16 protein-coding genes are annotated in these 18,350 nt (G+C 34.6%); 11 read left to right on the forward strand and 5 right to left on the reverse strand.

Features of this window, described 5'->3' with window-relative positions; genetic code table 11:
* The first annotated feature begins 202 nt into the window (after positions 1–202).
* The 5 genes from BUA98_RS22155 to BUA98_RS07055 all read left to right on the forward strand — a co-directional run bounded on the left by BUA98_RS22155 (position 203) and on the right by BUA98_RS07055 (position 6,191).
* Complete coding sequence (locus tag BUA98_RS22155) at positions 203–1,903, forward strand: sensor histidine kinase (RefSeq protein WP_086065196.1); 1,701 nt, start codon at positions 203–205, stop codon at positions 1,901–1,903.
* A gap of 11 nt (positions 1,904–1,914) precedes the next feature.
* Positions 1,915–2,355 carry a response regulator gene (locus BUA98_RS07040; protein ID WP_072970911.1) on the forward strand — a complete coding sequence of 147 codons (441 nt, stop codon included), beginning with the start codon at positions 1,915–1,917 and terminating at the stop codon, positions 2,353–2,355.
* Between the two features lie 33 nt (positions 2,356–2,388).
* Positions 2,389–3,708 (forward strand): hybrid sensor histidine kinase/response regulator, encoded by a 1,320-nt coding sequence (locus BUA98_RS07045; RefSeq protein WP_072970912.1) that lies wholly within the window; start codon positions 2,389–2,391, stop codon positions 3,706–3,708.
* Between the two features lie 332 nt (positions 3,709–4,040).
* Positions 4,041–5,615: a Na+/H+ antiporter gene (locus BUA98_RS07050; protein ID WP_072970913.1), complete on the forward strand. Its 1,575-nt coding sequence runs from the start codon at positions 4,041–4,043 to the stop codon at positions 5,613–5,615.
* A 33-nt stretch (positions 5,616–5,648) separates the two neighbouring features.
* Positions 5,649–6,191 carry an isochorismatase family protein gene (locus BUA98_RS07055; protein WP_072971808.1) on the forward strand — a complete coding sequence of 181 codons (543 nt, stop codon included), beginning with the start codon at positions 5,649–5,651 and terminating at the stop codon, positions 6,189–6,191.
* An 86-nt stretch (positions 6,192–6,277) separates the two neighbouring features.
* On the opposite strand, the gene BUA98_RS07060 is transcribed toward BUA98_RS07055, so the two are convergent.
* Positions 6,278–7,096, reverse strand: a complete 819-nt coding sequence (locus BUA98_RS07060; protein WP_072970914.1) for an alpha/beta fold hydrolase — start codon at positions 7,094–7,096, stop codon at positions 6,278–6,280.
* Positions 7,097–7,143: 47 nt separating this feature from the next.
* A complete protein-coding gene (locus tag BUA98_RS07065) occupies positions 7,144–7,914 on the reverse strand; it encodes an alpha/beta hydrolase (protein WP_072970915.1) in 771 nt (256 codons plus the stop codon).
* Positions 7,915–8,315: 401 nt separating this feature from the next.
* Here BUA98_RS07065 and BUA98_RS07070 point away from each other — a divergent pair, with 401 nt between their 5' ends.
* From BUA98_RS07070 to BUA98_RS07100, 6 genes are all read left to right on the forward strand, one after another.
* Complete coding sequence (locus tag BUA98_RS07070; protein WP_072970916.1) at positions 8,316–8,753, forward strand: DUF6326 family protein; 438 nt, start codon at positions 8,316–8,318, stop codon at positions 8,751–8,753.
* Between the two features lie 7 nt (positions 8,754–8,760).
* On the forward strand, positions 8,761–9,450 hold the full coding sequence (locus tag BUA98_RS07075) for a DUF4386 domain-containing protein (protein ID WP_072970917.1): 690 nt from the start codon (positions 8,761–8,763) through the stop codon (positions 9,448–9,450).
* 946 nt (positions 9,451–10,396) lie between these two features.
* Entirely contained in the window at positions 10,397–10,885 is a 489-nt protein-coding gene (locus BUA98_RS07085; protein ID WP_072970919.1) for a DUF4625 domain-containing protein, read from the forward strand.
* Between the two features lie 94 nt (positions 10,886–10,979).
* Entirely contained in the window at positions 10,980–13,322 is a 2,343-nt protein-coding gene (locus BUA98_RS07090; RefSeq protein ID WP_072971811.1) for a TonB-dependent receptor, read from the forward strand.
* Between the two features lie 36 nt (positions 13,323–13,358).
* Positions 13,359–14,264, forward strand: a complete 906-nt coding sequence (locus tag BUA98_RS07095) for a DUF4625 domain-containing protein (RefSeq protein WP_072970920.1) — start codon at positions 13,359–13,361, stop codon at positions 14,262–14,264.
* Between the two features lie 39 nt (positions 14,265–14,303).
* Positions 14,304–15,518: a hypothetical protein gene (locus tag BUA98_RS07100; RefSeq protein WP_072970921.1), complete on the forward strand. Its 1,215-nt coding sequence runs from the start codon at positions 14,304–14,306 to the stop codon at positions 15,516–15,518.
* Between the two features lie 59 nt (positions 15,519–15,577).
* Here the strand turns inward: BUA98_RS07100 and BUA98_RS07105 are convergent, their stop codons facing one another.
* The 3 genes from BUA98_RS07105 to BUA98_RS07120 all read right to left on the reverse strand — a co-directional run bounded on the left by BUA98_RS07105 (position 15,578) and on the right by BUA98_RS07120 (position 18,205).
* A complete protein-coding gene (locus tag BUA98_RS07105; protein WP_072970922.1) occupies positions 15,578–16,219 on the reverse strand; it encodes an NAD(P)H-binding protein in 642 nt (213 codons plus the stop codon).
* Between the two features lie 290 nt (positions 16,220–16,509).
* On the reverse strand, positions 16,510–17,562 hold the full coding sequence (locus BUA98_RS07115) for an aldo/keto reductase (protein ID WP_072970924.1): 1,053 nt from the start codon (positions 17,560–17,562) through the stop codon (positions 16,510–16,512).
* A gap of 58 nt (positions 17,563–17,620) precedes the next feature.
* A complete protein-coding gene (locus BUA98_RS07120) occupies positions 17,621–18,205 on the reverse strand; it encodes a TetR/AcrR family transcriptional regulator (RefSeq protein WP_072970925.1) in 585 nt (194 codons plus the stop codon).
* Between the last annotated feature and the right edge of the window lie 145 nt (positions 18,206–18,350).

An 18,350-nucleotide genomic window follows, 5' to 3' on the forward strand; every position in this document is an offset into this window, starting at 1 on the left:
TTAAAAATCGCGACCTTAAATTCAATTACTTTTAATAATACTATAAATAAGTAAGCGTTTAATCAGTTAATTTCACTATATTCGTTAAAAATCATAATTTCCTTAATTTAAATTTAAGGTTTTCGTTCTAATAATTACTAAAATATAGGTGCTTTTCCCGCAAATTATTGCCATTATTTTTCTAAATATAACTTCGTATTATATGAATATCAAAGAAAAAAATGACAAAAAGGAAGCATTCCTTTCTCCAGATCAGATAACTTTTCATCAAAAAGAAAAGGATCAAAACAATACAGCTCCAGGCATCTCAAAAAAGAAGGTGACAACTCCGAATAATCAAAAAACAGACAAAACTTTAGAAATTGTTCCTGTTATTACAAAATCTGTACTTCAGAATAATGAAAAACAGTTAGCAGAAATTCAAATCTTAAAGGAGCTATTAAAGGCAAAAGAGCAGTTATTAATCAATCATGTTAATGCCATTAATACTACTAATGCCTCAATTGAGTTTGATCTCGAGGGTAATATTTTAAGTGTCAATGAAATTTTTCTTGCCATTATGGGCTATAGTGAAATTGATTTATTGGGAAAACACCATAGTGTTTTTGTTGACCCCTCCTACTCCAAATCGAATGCCTATAAATTATTCTGGAGCAGCTTAAAAAAAGGAATTTATCAAAAAGATGAATTCATTCGCGTTGCTAAAAATGGAAAGATGATCTGGCTTTTGGGCAGTTATACTCCAATTCTTGACACTAACGGAAAACCTTATAAGATCTTAAAAATAGCAACAGACATTACACTTGCCAAAACACAATTTTTACAGTTAGCTGTTCAGGCGCAAGAGAAGGAAAAAAGAGCGTCAGAATTGGTTATTGCCAACAAGGAACTTGCTTTTCAAAATGTAGAAAAAGAAAAACGTGCCGCCGAACTAGTTGTTGCCAATAAAGAACTGAAGTTTCAGAACGAACAAAAAGAGCAGCGGGCCAAGGAATTAATTGCTGCCAATAAAGAGCTTGCCATTCAGAGTAAGGAAAAAGAAAAACGTGCCGCTGAATTGATTATTGCCAATAAGAAATTAGCAGCCGAAAATATTCTGAAACAAAAAAGAAAGGTAGAAAAAGAAAAACGTGCCGCCGAATTGATTGTTACCAATAGAGAACTTGCTTATCAGGAAAAACGAACAAAAGAACTGACACTTGCAAACGATGAATTAAAGAAAGCCCAGGAAGAACTGGAGGCGTTTTCGTATTCTGTTTCACACGATCTTCGGGCACCAATACGTGCCATTAATGGTTATACACAAATTTTAATAGAAGATCATATTGATGCCATTGACGATGATGGAAAAAATGTACTAAACGGCATCATAAAAAATTCTAACAAAATGGGAGTTCTGATCGATGATTTACTGGCCTTTAGTAAATTAGGACGTAAACAGGTATCGGCTGTCAATATAAATATGAAAACACTAGTAACTGGTGTTATAAGCGATTTAACGATCGAAAAAGACGAAAATACACCCCTATTTGAAATCGATGAACTTGCTCCTGCAAATGGGGATCCATCGTTAATTAAACAAGTATGGATCAATTTAATTTCAAATGCAATTAAATATTCAAAATATAAATCAGAAACCAGAATTAAGATAACATCAACTTCCAAAAATGATAAAATTATCTATAGCATAAAAGATTGGGGAGCCGGTTTTGAAATGGAATATTATGATAAATTATTTGGTGTTTTTCAGCGCCTGCATTCACAAGATGAGTTTTCAGGAACAGGCATTGGACTTGCGATAGTGCAAAAAATAGTAAACCGACACCATGGAACAGTGTGGGCGGAATCAAAATTAGATGCAGGTGCAAAATTTTACTTTAGCCTGCCAGATATTAAACATTAAAAGATAACAAAATGAATTACGACGATATTGAAATTTTATTTGCAGAAGACAGCATGGAAGATGCTACACTAACGATACGTGCCTTAAACAAAAGCGGTTTTACCAACAAACTTTTACATGTAAAAGACGGAGCTGAAGCACTTGATTTTATGTACTGTAAAGGAATTTATTCCGAAAGAAATCCTAAATCGCATCCAAAACTTTTCCTGTTGGATTTAAAGATGCCAAAGATGTCTGGAATACAGGTACTTGAAAAAATTAAAAGTGATGCTGAATTTAAATCGATTCCGGTGGTTATCCTGACCTCTTCGCAAGAGGATCCTGATATAGCGAAATGCTACAGTCTGGGTGCCAACAGTTATATCGTAAAACCAGTAGACAGCAATAATTTTTTTAATGCCATAAAAGAAATGGGTATGTACTGGATGATACTAAGCCAGCCTGCCCTATAAAGTTAAAAGAGAATAATTATTTAATCTGAGACTATGATTCCCTATCAAATTAAAAAAGATATAAAAGTATTGTTATTAGAAGACAATACTACTGATGCGGACTTAATAGTAAGGCATTTGACAAAATCCGGACTTTCATTTAGCTCCAAAACAGTTGAATCCAGAAAAGCTTTTGAAGAAGCGCTTGATACTTTTTTTCCGGATATTATACTTTCAGATTATTCGCTGCCTGCGTTTGATGCGGGCTCTGCTTATAAAATAATTAAAGACAGGGAACTTAATATTCCTTTTATAATTATTTCGGGTACTATTGGTGAGGAAAATGCTGTAATGCTTATAAAAGAAGGTGTAACAGATTACGTTTCTAAAAATAATTTCTCTTCCTTACTGCAAAAAATTACCCGAGGAATTAAAGAAGCAGAGGAATTAATAGAGAAAGAAGATCTTCTCCAGAAATTAAAAACACAAACAGCAGCCCTGCTAATAGCGAATCAGGAATTGGAATTTCAAAATGCTGAAACGGAAAAAAGAGCTGTTGAACTACTCAATGCAAACAAAGAACTGCTTGCATTCAATTTTATCTCCAGCCATGATCTTCAGGAGCCGCTTCGAAAAATTCAGATCTTTATTTCAATTATGATGGAAAAAGAAATGAAAACCATGACCGAAGATGGAAAGAACAATTTGAACCGTATACATGTTGCGGCAACAAGAATGAGACAACTCATTGAAGATTTATTGGATTTTTCAAGGGTCAGCACGGTAAATCATCAATACGAAATGACCGATTTACAAGCTATTATTGACGATGTAAAATCGGAACTTAATGATACAATTCACCATAAAAAAGCTGTTTTTAAAATAAATGGATTACGTCCTGTCAATATCATGGTTTTTCAGTTTAGGCAGCTTATTTACAATTTAATCAGCAATTCACTAAAATTTTCCATCCCTGAAGTTCCTCTTCAAATTACGATACAATCTGAAATTCTTAAAAATGAAGAATTTAGAGCTCTAAATCTTCCCAACAGCCCACAAATTTGTGATTATTGGAATTTTAGTTTTCAGGATAACGGAATTGGTTTTGACGCACAGCACAATCAAAATATCTTCGTTATCTTTCAGAGACTGCATCACACAAAGGATTATTCCGGAACAGGAATTGGTTTAGCCATTGTAAAGAAAATTGTAGAGAACCACAAAGGGATTATAATTGCGGATGGTAAATTAAACAAAGGCGTTACATTTAATATTTACATACCCGTTATTAAAAATGCGCAGAAAATTCCAAAAAATTCCAAACAAAAAAAACAACTTGCTGTGGTTTTGAATAATGATTTACAAAATGCGTAAAAAATGCAATAATCTCATTTGCTAATTTCAACTTTTAGAGACAATTCATTTTATCTGTTTCTTTATCAACTGACATCCAATATCTTTTGATTGTTATTTTTAATTATTTTACTGATTTAATCCAAATGAATCTGTTAAAACTACTATGTTATATTCAACTAAAATTAGTTAAATTAGCTAAAGAAATATCTTTTGATCATATAAAACTATAGTCAAATAACATTTGATCGAGATCTCATAGCTTTATTAATTCTGTTTATCATTTCAAAAGAATGCTGAGTATGCTCAGAATAATCAATCTTAAATTAATTTTCCTTTTTATACACTAAAGAATGCTTGACGACTTTCCTTTCTATCTGGGCATATTAATCGTGATTTTATTGCTCATTATGCTGGCTAATAAAATAAAAGTAGCCTACCCTATTCTGCTTGTACTGGCAGGACTTGCCATTAGTTTCATTCCTGGTGTACCGGTTATCAATATCGAACCTGAACTTATCTTTTTTATTTTCCTGCCTCCTCTCTTATATGAAGCAGCGTGGACGGTTTCGTGGAAAGAAATGTGGCGCTGGCGACGAATCATTACAAGCTTTGCGTTTGTTGTCGTTTTTCTCTCCGCACTTTCAGTAGCGCTTGTTGCCAATTATTTTATTCCCGGCTTTTCATTGGCATTAGGATTTGTATTGGGTGGAATTGTATCTCCTCCTGATGCAGTGAGCGCAGGGGCTATTTTAAAATTCGTAAAGGTTCCAAAAGCAATTTCATCTATTCTGGAAGGTGAAAGTTTATTGAATGATGCGTCTTCCCTAATCATTTTCAGATTTGCTATGATTGCGGTTGCAACAGAGCAGTTTATATTTGTTAAGGCTGCGACAAGTTTTAGCTGGATGATTATTGGTGGAGTTTCTATAGGATTACTAATTGGATGGCTTTTTATGAAAGCCCATAAATATTTACCTACGGATGCCAATGCCGATATTGTACTGTCTCTGCTTACGCCTTACATTATTTATCTCGCTGCAGAAGAAGTTCATTGTTCGGGAGTTTTGGCTGTAGTAAGCGGCGGTTTACTTTTATCGAATAACAGACATCGCTTTCTTAACAGTAAATCCCGTTTGCGTGGCGTAAATGTATGGGAAAGCTTCTGTTTTATCTTAAACGGATTTGTTTTTATGCTAATAGGACTTGATTTACCGCAAATTACCAAAGGTCTTGAAGAAGTAAGTCTTCCTTCCGCAATTGGCTATGGAGTACTTATCACGGCTGTATTAATAGTAAGCAGAATGCTTTCTTCGTATGGCGCTGTAGTAGTAACCATGATTGCCCGCAATTTTATCACCGTAGCTGACACCAGAAATCCGGGTATAAAAACACCTTTTATATTGGGTTGGACTGGAATGCGTGGTGTTGTTTCTCTTGCTGCAGCATTATCAATACCGGTTTATCTGAATAATGGAAATGGTTTTCCGCAACGAAACCTTATTTTGTTTATCACTTTTATTGTTATTCTTCTGACTTTGGTTATTCAGGGATTAACGCTGCCTTACTTTATCAGGAAAATTAATCTTACGGATATTTACGATCCGGTACCACGTGAAGAAGCTTATGATACGTTGCGAAAAGAATTAGCGGAACATGCTATAAAGTATTTAAAAACGCACTATAACGATGAGGTTAAAAGCAATACACCATTACAGCATCTCATTCAAAAATGGGAACTTCACAGCAACGGAATAGACGACGAATCGATTGGAGAGGAACTTAAAGTTATTTATCTCGATCTGTTAAATGAACAAAGACAATGGCTAATCGATAAAAACAAGGAAGATCAAACTTTAGACGAATCCATAATCAGAAGGCAAATGTATTATCTGGATATTGAAGAAGAAAAGTTGCGCTTTCTTTAAAATTGAATTAATTGAATGCCTAAATTGAATTATATGAAAATTTTACCATCAAATTCCACTTTACTAATTATCGACGTACAGGAAAAATTATTGCCAAAAATTTTCGAAAATGAAGCAGTAATGAAAAGTGTGCTATGGGCTGTAGATTTAGCACAAACAATCGGCATTCCAAAAATTCTGACCGAGCATTGTCCTGAAAAAATAGGAACAACACCCGCTGTATTACGAGACAAATTCAAAGAAGAAGATATTGTAACAAAGGTTTATTTTTCTGCTGTTCGCGAAGGAAATCTTCTGGATAAAATAAACAAGGAAAGAAAACAAATTATTGTGGCAGGAACGGAGGCACATATTTGTGTACAGCAAACTGTTCTGGATCTTCTGGAATTGGGTTATGCCGTTTTTATCCTTGATTCAGCAGTTGGTACCCGAATTCCAAATGACAAAGAAAGGGCGCTCGAAAGAATGAGTAAAAACGGAGCTGAAATAATTACACCCGATATGCTGGCATTTGAATGGCTTGAAAAGGCAGAAACACCACTCTTTAAAGAAGTACTTAATAAATTTATTAAATAATATAAAAAAAACCGCAGTATTAAATTCAGAAGAATTTTATACTGCGGTTTTAGTTTTCTACAATTTTTTTTACTTAAATCCGATTCTTACGATTTAATAAAAGCTAAAATATCTGCATTAACAGTTGCTGCATCTGTTGTTGGCATTCCGTGACATAAACCTGGATAAGTAATCAATTTTCCGTTTTTAACCAATTTAGCGGCTCTTAAAGCAGTCGGAACATAAGGAACAATCTGATCATCTTCACCGTGTAATATAAGTACCGGTTTATCTACACTTTTCAAATCTTCTGTAAAATCCGTTTCAGAAAATGCTTTTATACAGTCATAATGTGCTTTAATTCCTCCATTCATTCCCTGACGCCACCAATTATCCTGAATTCCTTTTTTTATATCGGCTCCTTCTCTATTGTATCCGTAAAACGGGAAAGTAATATCGTGGTAAAACTGTTGTCTGTTAGTGGCTGTATTCAAACGAATATCATCAAATACTGCGATTGGAACTCCGTCCGGATTGTTATCATCTAAAACCATATAAGGCGTTACAGCACTAATCAATATTACTTTTGCCACTCTGCTCCCGTATTTTGCAGCATATCTTATCGCTTCTCCACCTCCTGTTGAATGTCCGATATGTATGGCATCTTTCAAATCTAAAAATGCGGTAAGTTCTGCTACATCAGCTGCGTAAGTATCCATTTCATTGCCTTTGTACGTTTGCGTAGATCTTCCGTGTCCGCGTCTGTCATGTGCAATTACCCTGAATCCCTGATCAAGGAAATATAACATCTGTGCATCCCAATCATCACCTGACAAGGGCCAGCCATGATGAAAGAAAATAGGTTGCCCTGTTCCCCAATCTTTATAATAAATTTCTGTTCCGTCTTTTACTGTAATCTTGCTCATTTTAGTTCTTTTTAATGGTTATTAATCATTTTAAATTGAATTCATTTTTATAATTTTTCATACCAGTCCAAAATATAGTCGGCCACTATTTCCCATCCTTTTTCTCCACAGATGAAATGGCTTTTACCCTGAAAAATCTTAAGGTCGACACGGCTATTTTTGTCCTTGTATTTATTGGCTAAAGTTGAGGTAAGCGATGGAGGAAAAATAGTATCGCTGCCTCCACCAATAAATAAAATCGGTTCGTGTGATTTTCCAAAATCAATGTTAGAAAAAGAGTTGAGTACCAGTTCACGGCTTACTTTAAAACTTTCAGGTACTGCATAAGTTGCAAAAGCATTCGCTCTTTCATCAGCAGGCAGTGTATTAAAAAAACATTTATCATACCAATCACGGCTTCCCATAAAATACTTTTTACCAGAAAAAAAGCCAAAAGCCGGAATTACTGATTTTAATGTTTGTACAGGAGGAAATACATTTTTTGGAGGTGCGCCATCTATACTGACAGCTGCAGCTACTTTATTTAATTCTAATAACTTCATCGCCGCCATTCCTGCCATAGAATGTCCGATAACTAATGGTTTTTCAGGCAAACTGTCGATCAGTTTTACAATGTTGTTAACCACATCTATAAAACCTGTTTTAGTAAGAGCGGGATGTACCTGATTTCTTAAAGCTGCAGGATTTCCTTCATGTCCAGGATTAGCCGGTGTATAAACCGTATATCCTTTTTGTTCGTAATGGCTTTTCCACTTGGCCCAACTAAGGTCATTTACAAAGTTTCCATGTATGAGAATTATGGATTTTGATTTTGTCATAAGAATTGATATTTAATGATTGAATATGATTTGTCAATGACGTTTATTACTTTGAAGCTTTACTTATTGCTCTGACAGTAGCCTTTTTTTCAAAAAAACGACATTGTTTGCCTAATTTTTTATTTAAAAAAACTAATACAATCTTCACACCTAAATTACAAATAACTTATTATCAATCAATTAAATAAAAATATTATTTTCGTTATTGCTACATTTCGCTAATTTTCAATGGGATTTGTGATATATAACAAGAAACATTTTTTCATAATTCGGGAATAAAAAGTTTTTTAAAAAAGAAAACTTATTTTCATTCATAAAAATTAACTGCACCAATTAACTGTAACATTATCAACTACTAATCGTCTTACTTAAAGCTTAAAATAAATCTAAACTTCTAAAAGATGAAAAAAACTATTCTTGAAGATTTCCATATCAATATTAAAATTAAACTGGCCTTTTTATGGGCATCTGTAACATTTTTATATCTCTACGGTGACTATTTTGAACTTTATGTACCTGGAAAAACAGCAGGTATTATTGATGGAAATAGTTTACTTAATAATCCTCAAAAATTATTTCTGGCTTCTTTATTATTAGCAATTCCATCATTGATGGTTGGCTTATCCGTTTTCTTAAAACCATTAATTAACAAATGGCTTAATATTGTTTTTGGTTTCCTTTTTACAGCTATTATGCTATTAATTGCTTTTACATCATTTTCGGAATGGAGATCTTTTTACATTTTATATGCCATAATAGAAAGTATACTTACTTCAATAATTGTATGGAAAGCTTTTAATTGGCCTAAACAAACTGACTTACAAGAAACCTCTAAATAATTTCAAAATGAAATCAAATAAAAAAAAGGCCAGGATTGCTGGTTTATTATATCTCGTAGTAGTAATAACAGGCTTTTTCAGTTTGGCATACGTACCTTCTAAACTTATTTTTTGGGATAATCCGACAGCGACTTTTAACGCGATAAAAGCATCTGAAACACTTTTCAGATTTGGAATTGTAAGTGGTATAGTATGTTATATTTTCTTTTTACTGTTGCCTGTTGCGCTTTATAAACTCCTTGCGCCAGTCAATGATCTATACGCAAAATTGATGGTTCTTTTAGCTATAATTAGTGTTCCTGTTTCATTTTTAAACATCCAAAATAAATTCAGTGTACTGTCTCTCATCAATAACGAAAATCATACTGTTTTTACAAATAAGCAATTGAAATCTCAGGTAATGTTCTACCTCAATCAATATGATAATGGTATTTTAATGGTTTCGATATTTTGGGGGTTGTGGTTATTTCCGTTTGGTTACTTAGTTTATAAGTCAGGATTTTTACCTAAAATCTTTGGGGTTTTGTTAATAATGGGATGTTTTGGTTACCTTATTAATTTTTTCGGTAATACTTTAATCCCTAATTATGCTGATTTTGGTGTCTCTAAATATATAAGTATCCCTTCGGCCTTAGGAGAAATTGGAATCTGTTTGTGGCTTCTTATTATTGGCGCAAAAGAAAAATCAACGCTTTAAATAAGTTAATTGCATTTTTTATGAAATTAGTTTAAACATTATAAAATGGTATAAATAATTTATTTAAGCTGTCATACCAATTTTTTCTCCAATTTTTAATGAAACAGTGTTGCATTTATGAATAAGAATTCTATATTTGCAACAATATTGCGTTAAGCAATATTCATTAGAATGAAAAAGAAATTCAAAATTTTATCTCTTTTCTTGCCGTTGGTAGTAGTATTTGCAATACTGTTCCCGGCAATACATTCTTATGAACACATACAAAATCACAATTCTTCACATAAAAGCATAAAGTTACAGTTTCATACTAATAAAGCGGACCTTAAAGTACACGATCATTCTAATGAAGAATGCGCCATTTGTCACTTTAAATTTAGTCCGGTTGCTACTTTTACTTTTGACTGTTTTCAATTTTATAAAAATAGTGCCTTAATCCACACGACACATTTTTATTCAAAATCCTTTTCTGAGTTTTTCAAAGGCTCCTTATTTTCCCTTAGGGCACCTCCTGTTTTCTAAAATCATAAAAAGTAATCGCTTCAATTTGGTTGCGAAGTATTGATTTGTTTTAGAAATAACGAATACAGAAAAGTAATAATGCTTTTCTGAAGCTACTATTTACCTGTTTTTTTTTCAGTATTTATTATACTGGAAATATCGTTTCCTATCGTGAACTATCAAAAGCACTCCCCAATGCGGGTTAAGCTTTACGTTTATTCGATTTGGGTATGTAGTACTATTCGCTAAGACTTTAATTTCTCAATAGTCCACGTTGCATCGCGTTAGTGCTACTGCACTTCATTCTGCTTCTTACTTTTTATTTTTTCGTATTTCAATCCGTAAAAAACAAGTTTTTTTTGCGTCATAATGCTATGCCGTAATCTTCGTTTTTTCGACTGTTTTCATACGAAATACACTTCTTCCGTAACCCATATTTATAACTATGAATACTCTTAAACTCCGAACAACCAGAACCCTTGCATTCTTTTGTGTAACTACCTTCATTCTTGCTTCATGTGATAGCGATAAAAATGAAATTGATACAGAATATCCTGTAATTGATATTTCGGCCGCAAACGCATTTCCCATACAGTGCAGTCAGGTAACTCGTGGACAGAAAATTACGTTCAGGGCAAAATTTACAGACAACACTCAATTAGGGTCTTATAGTCTGGACATTCACCACAATTTTGATCATCATACACACAGCACCGAAGTTAATAATTGTATTTCTGATCCTATCAAAAAGCCTGTAAATCCGATGTTGTATATCAATTCTGTTACGATTCCAACGGGACAAAAAAATTACGAGGCGACTCAGGAAATTGCAATTCCAGCAGATGTTGATCCGGGCGATTATCATTTTATGATCCGTCTTACGGACAAAGAAGGCTGGCAAACCATTAAAGGATTAAGTATTAAAGTTTTATAAGTTATTTTTGATGCATAAAAATAAATCAAATCGATTACGGACTTTTTGCCTGTTGCTTTTTTGTTTAGCTATAGTGACAAAGGTTTCAGCACAAATGGTACGTATATCCGGTAGCATATTTTCTAATGGCTTAAAGCCGTTAGAAGGTGCTATCGTTACCCTTCATCCATCCAATAAAATAACAACTACAGACAAAGCTGGTCATTTTTTATTTAACCAAATACCAACTGATTCTAAGTCCATAACGGTACGTTATTCCGGTTATTTACTTCATGAAGTAAAGCTCCCTTTGAATAAAAATGCAATTGTATTTCCTGCTATTGTACTGACTCCGGAAATAAAAGAATTACAAGAAGTTATCATTAAAGATTCTTACGAAGCCCGTCGTAAAAAAGAAGAATCGCTTACTATTGAAACTGTAAACAGCAGTTTTATTCAGCGGAATCTCGGCGGAAGCCTGATGCAGTCTTTACAGAGAATTCCGGGTGTTAAGACCATTTCCATTGGTTCTGGCGGCTCAAAACCTCTGATTCGGGGACTAAGTTTTAATCAGGTTATCGTTGTCGAAAACGGCATCAAACATGAAGGGCAACAATGGGGTGCTGATCACGGCTTAGAAATTGATCAATATGCTGTAAATCGCGTCGAAATCATTAAAGGACCTTCCTCTTTTATCTATGGATCTGATGCTATTGGCGGAGCCGTAAACATAAAACCAATTCCATTGCCGGCTAAAAATGTTCTGGGAGGAAGTGTCGACCTTACCGGTAAAAGCAATAATGAACAATTTGGAGGCTCTGTCAATCTTTTTGGACGTACAGAAAAATGGTTTTTCGATTCCCGCCTAACGGCTATGGATTACGGAGATTATCGCGTTCCGACGGATACGGTGCACGTGTACAATTATGCTGTCCCGTTATATAAAAATCATTTGCGAAATACCGCAGGCCGTGAACTTGACTGGCATATCAGTACCGGATATAGTACCGAAAAACTTAAATCGGTTGTATATGTTAGTAACATTTACAGCAAAAGTGGCTTTTTTGCCAATGCACACGGACTTGAACCCAGAAATGTAGATACAGCACTGCACGATAAATCAAGCAGGGATATTTTAATGCCCTTTCAGGAAGTTACGCATATCAAAATTAGTAATACAACTTCTTTTCGACTGGGCAGTCATCAATTGAAAACGCAATTGGGTTTTCAGAAGAATTTCCGCAGAGAATATAGTCATTATGTCAATCATGGATATATGCCGCCTGTATATCCTGCAGCTATGTACGCGCCTCAGGATTTGGAAAGACAATATGATAAAGAAGTTTTTTCTGTGGCGATTAAGGATGAATTTTCAATTCGAAATCATCAGTTTACGGTAGGTGTAAATGGCGAACAACAGCAAAATAAAATTAGTGGCTGGAGCTTTTTAATTCCTGCCTTTAAACAAGTTAACGCAGGATTATTTGTTTATGATAAAATGCAAATCAATGATTTATGGCTTTTACACGGAGCGGTTCGAATGGATTATGGCCGAATTGAAATGCAGCAATATACAGACTGGTTTCCAAGTGAAATTACAGAAAACGACCAAACTAGTGCGGAATATCTACAACGTTCTTCAGCCTTGACAAGGACATTCGGCAGTTTTAACTGGTCAGCCGGCGTGAATTATAATCCGGGGAAATGGTCTTTTAAAGCAAATCTGGGAACTAGTTTCAGAATGCCAATAGCCAAAGAACTCGCTTCAAACGGTGTCAATTACCACTACTTCAGATTTGAAAAGGGAGATCCTAATTTAGGAGCTGAACGTTCTTATCAGTTAGATCTTGGTATGGATTGGAAGTCTAATAAATGGTCGGTTCAACTAAGTCCGTTTTTTAATTATTTCCCAAATTACATTTACCTGAACCCAACGTCACAGCATGATATTTATTACGGCGCAGGAAATCAGGTTTTTGAATATGAACAAAGCAAAGTGATGCGCTACGGTGCTGAATTGCAAATGCGCTATCAATTCACACCTCAAGTAAGCGGAGAAATTTTGGCAGAATATCTTTATTCAGAACAATTATCAGGCAGTAAAAAAGGGTATACACTGCCCTTCTCACCTCCTGCTTCTGTTTTGTTTGGGTTGAATTATACTCCGGAAATCAAGAATTTAAAAGATACGTATTTCTCGCTTGATTACCGTTATAACGCTGCTCAAAATCAGATTGTTCCTCCGGAGAAAAAAACAGCCAGCAGCAATGTTTTCAATCTTGCATTTGGAACTAAAGTTATAGCCGGACAACAGGATTTCATTCTTAGTATGCAAGTTCAGAATTTGTTCAACACAAAATATCTCAATCATACCAGTTTTTACAGGTTAATCGAACTTCCGGAAGCCAGTAGAAACATTATTCTATCCTTGAAAATTCCTTTTTTAATGCACAAATAAATACAATATGAATCAAATTAATCAATTCTAAACCCTATGAAAAAAGTAAAATTATTTCTTGTTTTTTGTCTCTCAACTATTGCCTTCACGGCTTGTAATAATGACGACGATGAGAATACCATTCTAAAACCCACAGCCCAAAATATCGAAATCGGAACTGCCAATAACAAACGTGCCCTGATTGGCCGTGACTTCCATTTTAATGCAGATGTTATTGCCGGTGATAAAATTGCGGATGTACAGCTAAAAATCCTTCCAAAAAAGGGAGAAACGTATACCAAAGACTGGAAGTTTGAACTGTCATGGATTGATTATAAAGGCGCCAAAAACACCAACGTTCACAAACATTTCAATATTCCCAGCGAAGCTCCGGAAGGCAAATTCGATTTTTATTTCATCGTGAAAGATGAAAACGGAACCCAACTTGAAATTAAGGAAGAAATTATCATTACAGATCCCGCCAACATGCCGGCTGATCCGTTAATTGGCAGAGATATGCTTTCAAGAAATGATGATTTGATTTACTACATGGAAACCTGGGCTGAACCGGAATTAATCTTCAAAAAAAATGATTTGCTTACCGCGCATGCTCAGGTAAGCCAGATTATGGGCGATGGTATTTTGTATTCTGTTTTAATAAAGAAAAGTCTCAATTATCACCCGGAGAGTATTGATAATCTTGACCTGAAAAAGGTGATTGTCATTTCTAAAGTCGAACATAAAGGCCTGCCTGCTGCTTCAAAAATTGCTACACTACAAAAAATAAACGACGTCTGGGGCGGCGAAAGCATTGTGATTGGTGCAGAAAAAGATGCAGACGGAACTGCAATAACAGCAGAGAAAGTGTGGCAATCCGGTCAATACAATTGGGTAGTGCTTTACAAAAACACCAGCTACAATATGAGCGTCTACAAGTCGATACCCATTACAATCAATTATTAATTCATTAACCCTAAATAATAACTTAAACACCCTTTTAAAATGAAAAACAATTATTTCAAACTGATTTTCCTATTTGCTTTAGCTTCATTTGCAATTTCGTGTAGCAATGATGACGACAATTCTACTGCAGTTCCTGATGAAACACTTACTGAGTACAAATACCTGAGAGTATTGCTTTCTGACGAAAAAACAACAGATCTTACACTTGTAAATCCAGTAGATGCGACGACCAGTTTATTTAATGCCAAATTTGCAAAAGCATCACTTTATACGACTGAATCTGGCAGATACGCAGGAATCATCCACAGAACAAATAATACAGTAGAAACTTTTGACAGTGGTTTTGAAAGTCATGGAGATCATGTGGATGTAGACGGTATTCCAAAGTTTGGGTCTCTGGTTGGTCAATCGCTTATGCCAACCCATTTTAAAAGTAAAATTGGAGAATTACTGACTTTTAATGATGGTGATGGAACGCTATCTGTTGCCAAAGAAGCTGAAATCAATACAGCCGGAGCCAAATTCAAAGTGGTAAATGCTGGTTTAGTAGCGCATCACGGTGCTATGGCGACTTTCGCTAACGGTACTTATGCTATCACGGTAAAGGATAATTCAATTGCCGGAACACTTCCTGAAAAAGTAAAAATTATTGATAATACAGGTAAAACTCTTTTTGATGCTACTGTAGCAACTAAAGGTATTCACGGAAATGCTTCAGACGGAACTTATGCCGTTTTTGGTTCAGCGAGTGGTGTTTTGGTAGTGGAAAGCTCAGGAAAACAAAAACTTATTACACTTCCCGAAGATTTTGGTACAGCCTGGTTCGGGAGTATTTTAGAAACAAAAGCGAAAGGGAAATTTGTGGGATATACTGCTGCAAAAGGAGCTTATTTAATTGATGTAGTAAATGGTACAATTAAACCTATTTTACAAAACACTACGATCATGCAGTGTAAAGTAAGTTACAACGCTACTAAACTTGGAATTTTATTGCATTCCGGTGAGTTCAAATTATTTAACCTGACGAGTTTACAAATAGAAAAAGAAGGTAAAGTAATTAGCGAAACAGCCACTGATGCCACTTTAAAACCACAAATGCAGTTAACAGAAAATTTTGCTTACATCACCTCTCCAACTACAGGAGAATTAGTGCAGGTTAATTTGGCTACTATAACCATTACTAAGAAAATCAAGGTTTCAAATACGCCTTATATGATTACAATTCTTGGATTTGAAAATAGTAAAAGTCATTAGTTATTTTTACAGAAAGGCATACTTCAATAGTATGCCTTTTTATATGGATCTGTTTTAAATTAACCAAAACTGAATATTTCATCAAGTTCAATTACGGAAGTTCCATTCGGTAAAATTTTTGGTGCAATTGCCAATTTCTTCGCTAAAATAGTAGTCGACAAAGGTCTGAACCTTTTAAACAAACCAATTGTATTGGCCAGTTTTAGAATATTTCCCATCACTTTTTCACCAAATCTGTCTGTACCAGCTCTTAAAAGTAATCCGGGTTTGAAAATAATATATTGTCCGAAATTAAGCTTTGTAATCTCATCTTCGAGTTTTCCTTTTATTTGAGAATAAAAAACCTTGCTTTGTGCAGAAGCTCCGTAAGCAGATAACAAGACAAATGATGGAACTCCGTTTTCTCTAGCTAATCTTGCAAATGTTATTGGAATATCAAAGTCTATTTTAGTCTGATTTTCTTTTGAGCCGGCAGCTTTAAGCGTTGTTCCCAAACAGGAAAAAAAGACATCGCCAACGATCAAATGTTTATGAGAATAAATATTAGAAAAATCGATAATTTGTTCTGTCAACTTGGGGTGTCGTTTCCCTGTTGCTCTTCTGACAAAAACAGTAACTGACGTATAAGCTGCATCTGCTAAAAGTTCGTCAACCAGCAATTCTCCTGTTGAACCTGTGGCTCCAATAACTAATGCTTTCATAATATAAATTTAAAAATTAAAATCAAAAGTGTAAAGCTTCATGGGCTTTGCTTTACCGTTGTATAAAGATCTAAAATAAATTCTGCAATAACTTATTGTAAAGAATATCTCCGGGCAGTTCTGCCAATGTAGTAGAGGGCTTTACATCTACAAACATAAAAATTCGTTCTTCCTGTATGGGATGATGGCAGCGTTCTAACAAAAGTAAAAAAAAATGCCAAACGAAGAGTCTGGCATTTTTTTTCTTTTTCATTCGTTTTAACCCGGAAAATTCTCTTTCCCCTTGCGCTTTATACTTTATGTTTTACTTCTACAAGTCCTGTACTTTCACCAAATATATTTGCCTGATTTTCTGAAATCATTGTGTGTGGATATCCTAAATCAATAGTACTAATTTTATTTAGACGTTCAATTTCATCACCTGAAAGTATAATTTTAAGTGAATTCAAATTATCCGCTAGTTGCTGCTCGTTTCTTGGCCCTAATATGGTTACAGTTGACAATCTGCTGTTATCATGTTTTTGTCTTAACCATGCTAAGGCTATATCTAATATTTTAGCCTCTTTTTCATTAGCCATACTTTCAAGCGCATTTAAAATTTCTGTTTCTCTGTTTCCAGTTTCACCTTTTAATAATGCACCACCCCACGCCTGCTGTCTTGATGGTTCATTTTGGAGATTAGAACGGTATTTTCCTGTCAGCGTTCCGCCTGCTAATGGTGACCAAAATGCTGCTCCCAGTCCTAAAGTCTCTGCCATAGGTAGTAATTCACGGTCTGCAGCTCTTTCTATTAAATTATATTCTACCTGTATTCCTGCAACTGGTGCCCAACCTCTAAGATCAGCCAGAAGTGCTGCATTTGCAATCTTCCATGCCGGGAAATTTGAAAATCCGGTATATAAAATTTTCCCCTGACGTACCAAATCATCCATGGCTCTCATGATCTCTTCAATTGGCGTTTGTCCGTCTGCAAGATGTGCCCAGTAAATATCCAAATAATCAGTATCCAGACGTTTTAAACTTTGCTCAACAGAATGAATGATATTCTTTCTACTATTACCTGTAGTCAATAACGTAGATCCTCCAGTAGAAAATTTAGAAGAAAGTATCAAATCGTGACGTTTTTCTTTAATAAGTTTTCCAAGGATTTCTTCTGATTGGCCCAATTGGTAACCATCGGCTGTATCAATAAAATTACCGCCCGCTTCAATGTATTTATTGAATATGTTTTTTGAGGTTTCTTCGTCGGAACCATGTCCCCAACGTGTTCCAAAGTTTCCTGTTCCTAATGCCAGTTCCGATACTCTTAGTCCGGTTTTCTGTCCAAAAATTTTGTATTTCATAATATAAAAAGTTTAAATTTCATTCTGTACCAATCAGTACAAAATTTGTTAAAAAAAATCACCCGACCATATCGAGATTAAATTTTATTAGCGCCGCCAAAGAAGCGTCGTTCATATTCATTCGTTTAGTAATATTAATTCCGTTCCATAAATTAAGCAGATGGCTTCCGAGAAGTTCAGCACTTTTATCTGTTTTGATAACATTTTTGTCTTTACTTGTCTGAATGACATCAACAAATATTTCTTCTAACTCAAAGAGAAGCTTTGCTATCATTTTTCGCGTATATTCATCTTTTGCTGCCATTTCAACTAAAGCATTTCCCATAAAACATCCTTTTGCTTTATGTACATTGGCACCGTCTGAAAGTTCAAGAAAAAAAGTTTTCAGATACTCAAAAGGATTTTGGCTCTCCGCAATTTCTTTTCTCAATCTTGAAAGCAAATTAGAAGCAAACTGCTGTAACGATTTTTCGTAAAGTTCTTTTTTTCCTCCTTTAAAAAAAAGATAAAAACTTCCTTTACCAATTCCCATAGCCTTTAACAATTCTTCTGCAGAAGCTGCCTCATACCCTTTCTCCCAAAAGACCTGAGCGGCTTTTGAAATCACTTCTTGTTCATCGAATATTTTAGGTCTTCCAGCCATTTTGAATTAATTATAGACCAAAGATATTATTTTGTACTGATTAGTACAAAATATAGTCCTGACTTTAACAAAATATTAACATCGCTACACAACTGACTATCAGTTATTTCGTTCGTTTTAAATAATAAAGTTTTTTATGAAATAT

The sequence above is a fragment of the Flavobacterium saccharophilum genome (assembly GCF_900142735.1).
GTDB lineage: Bacteria > Bacteroidota > Bacteroidia > Flavobacteriales > Flavobacteriaceae > Flavobacterium > Flavobacterium saccharophilum.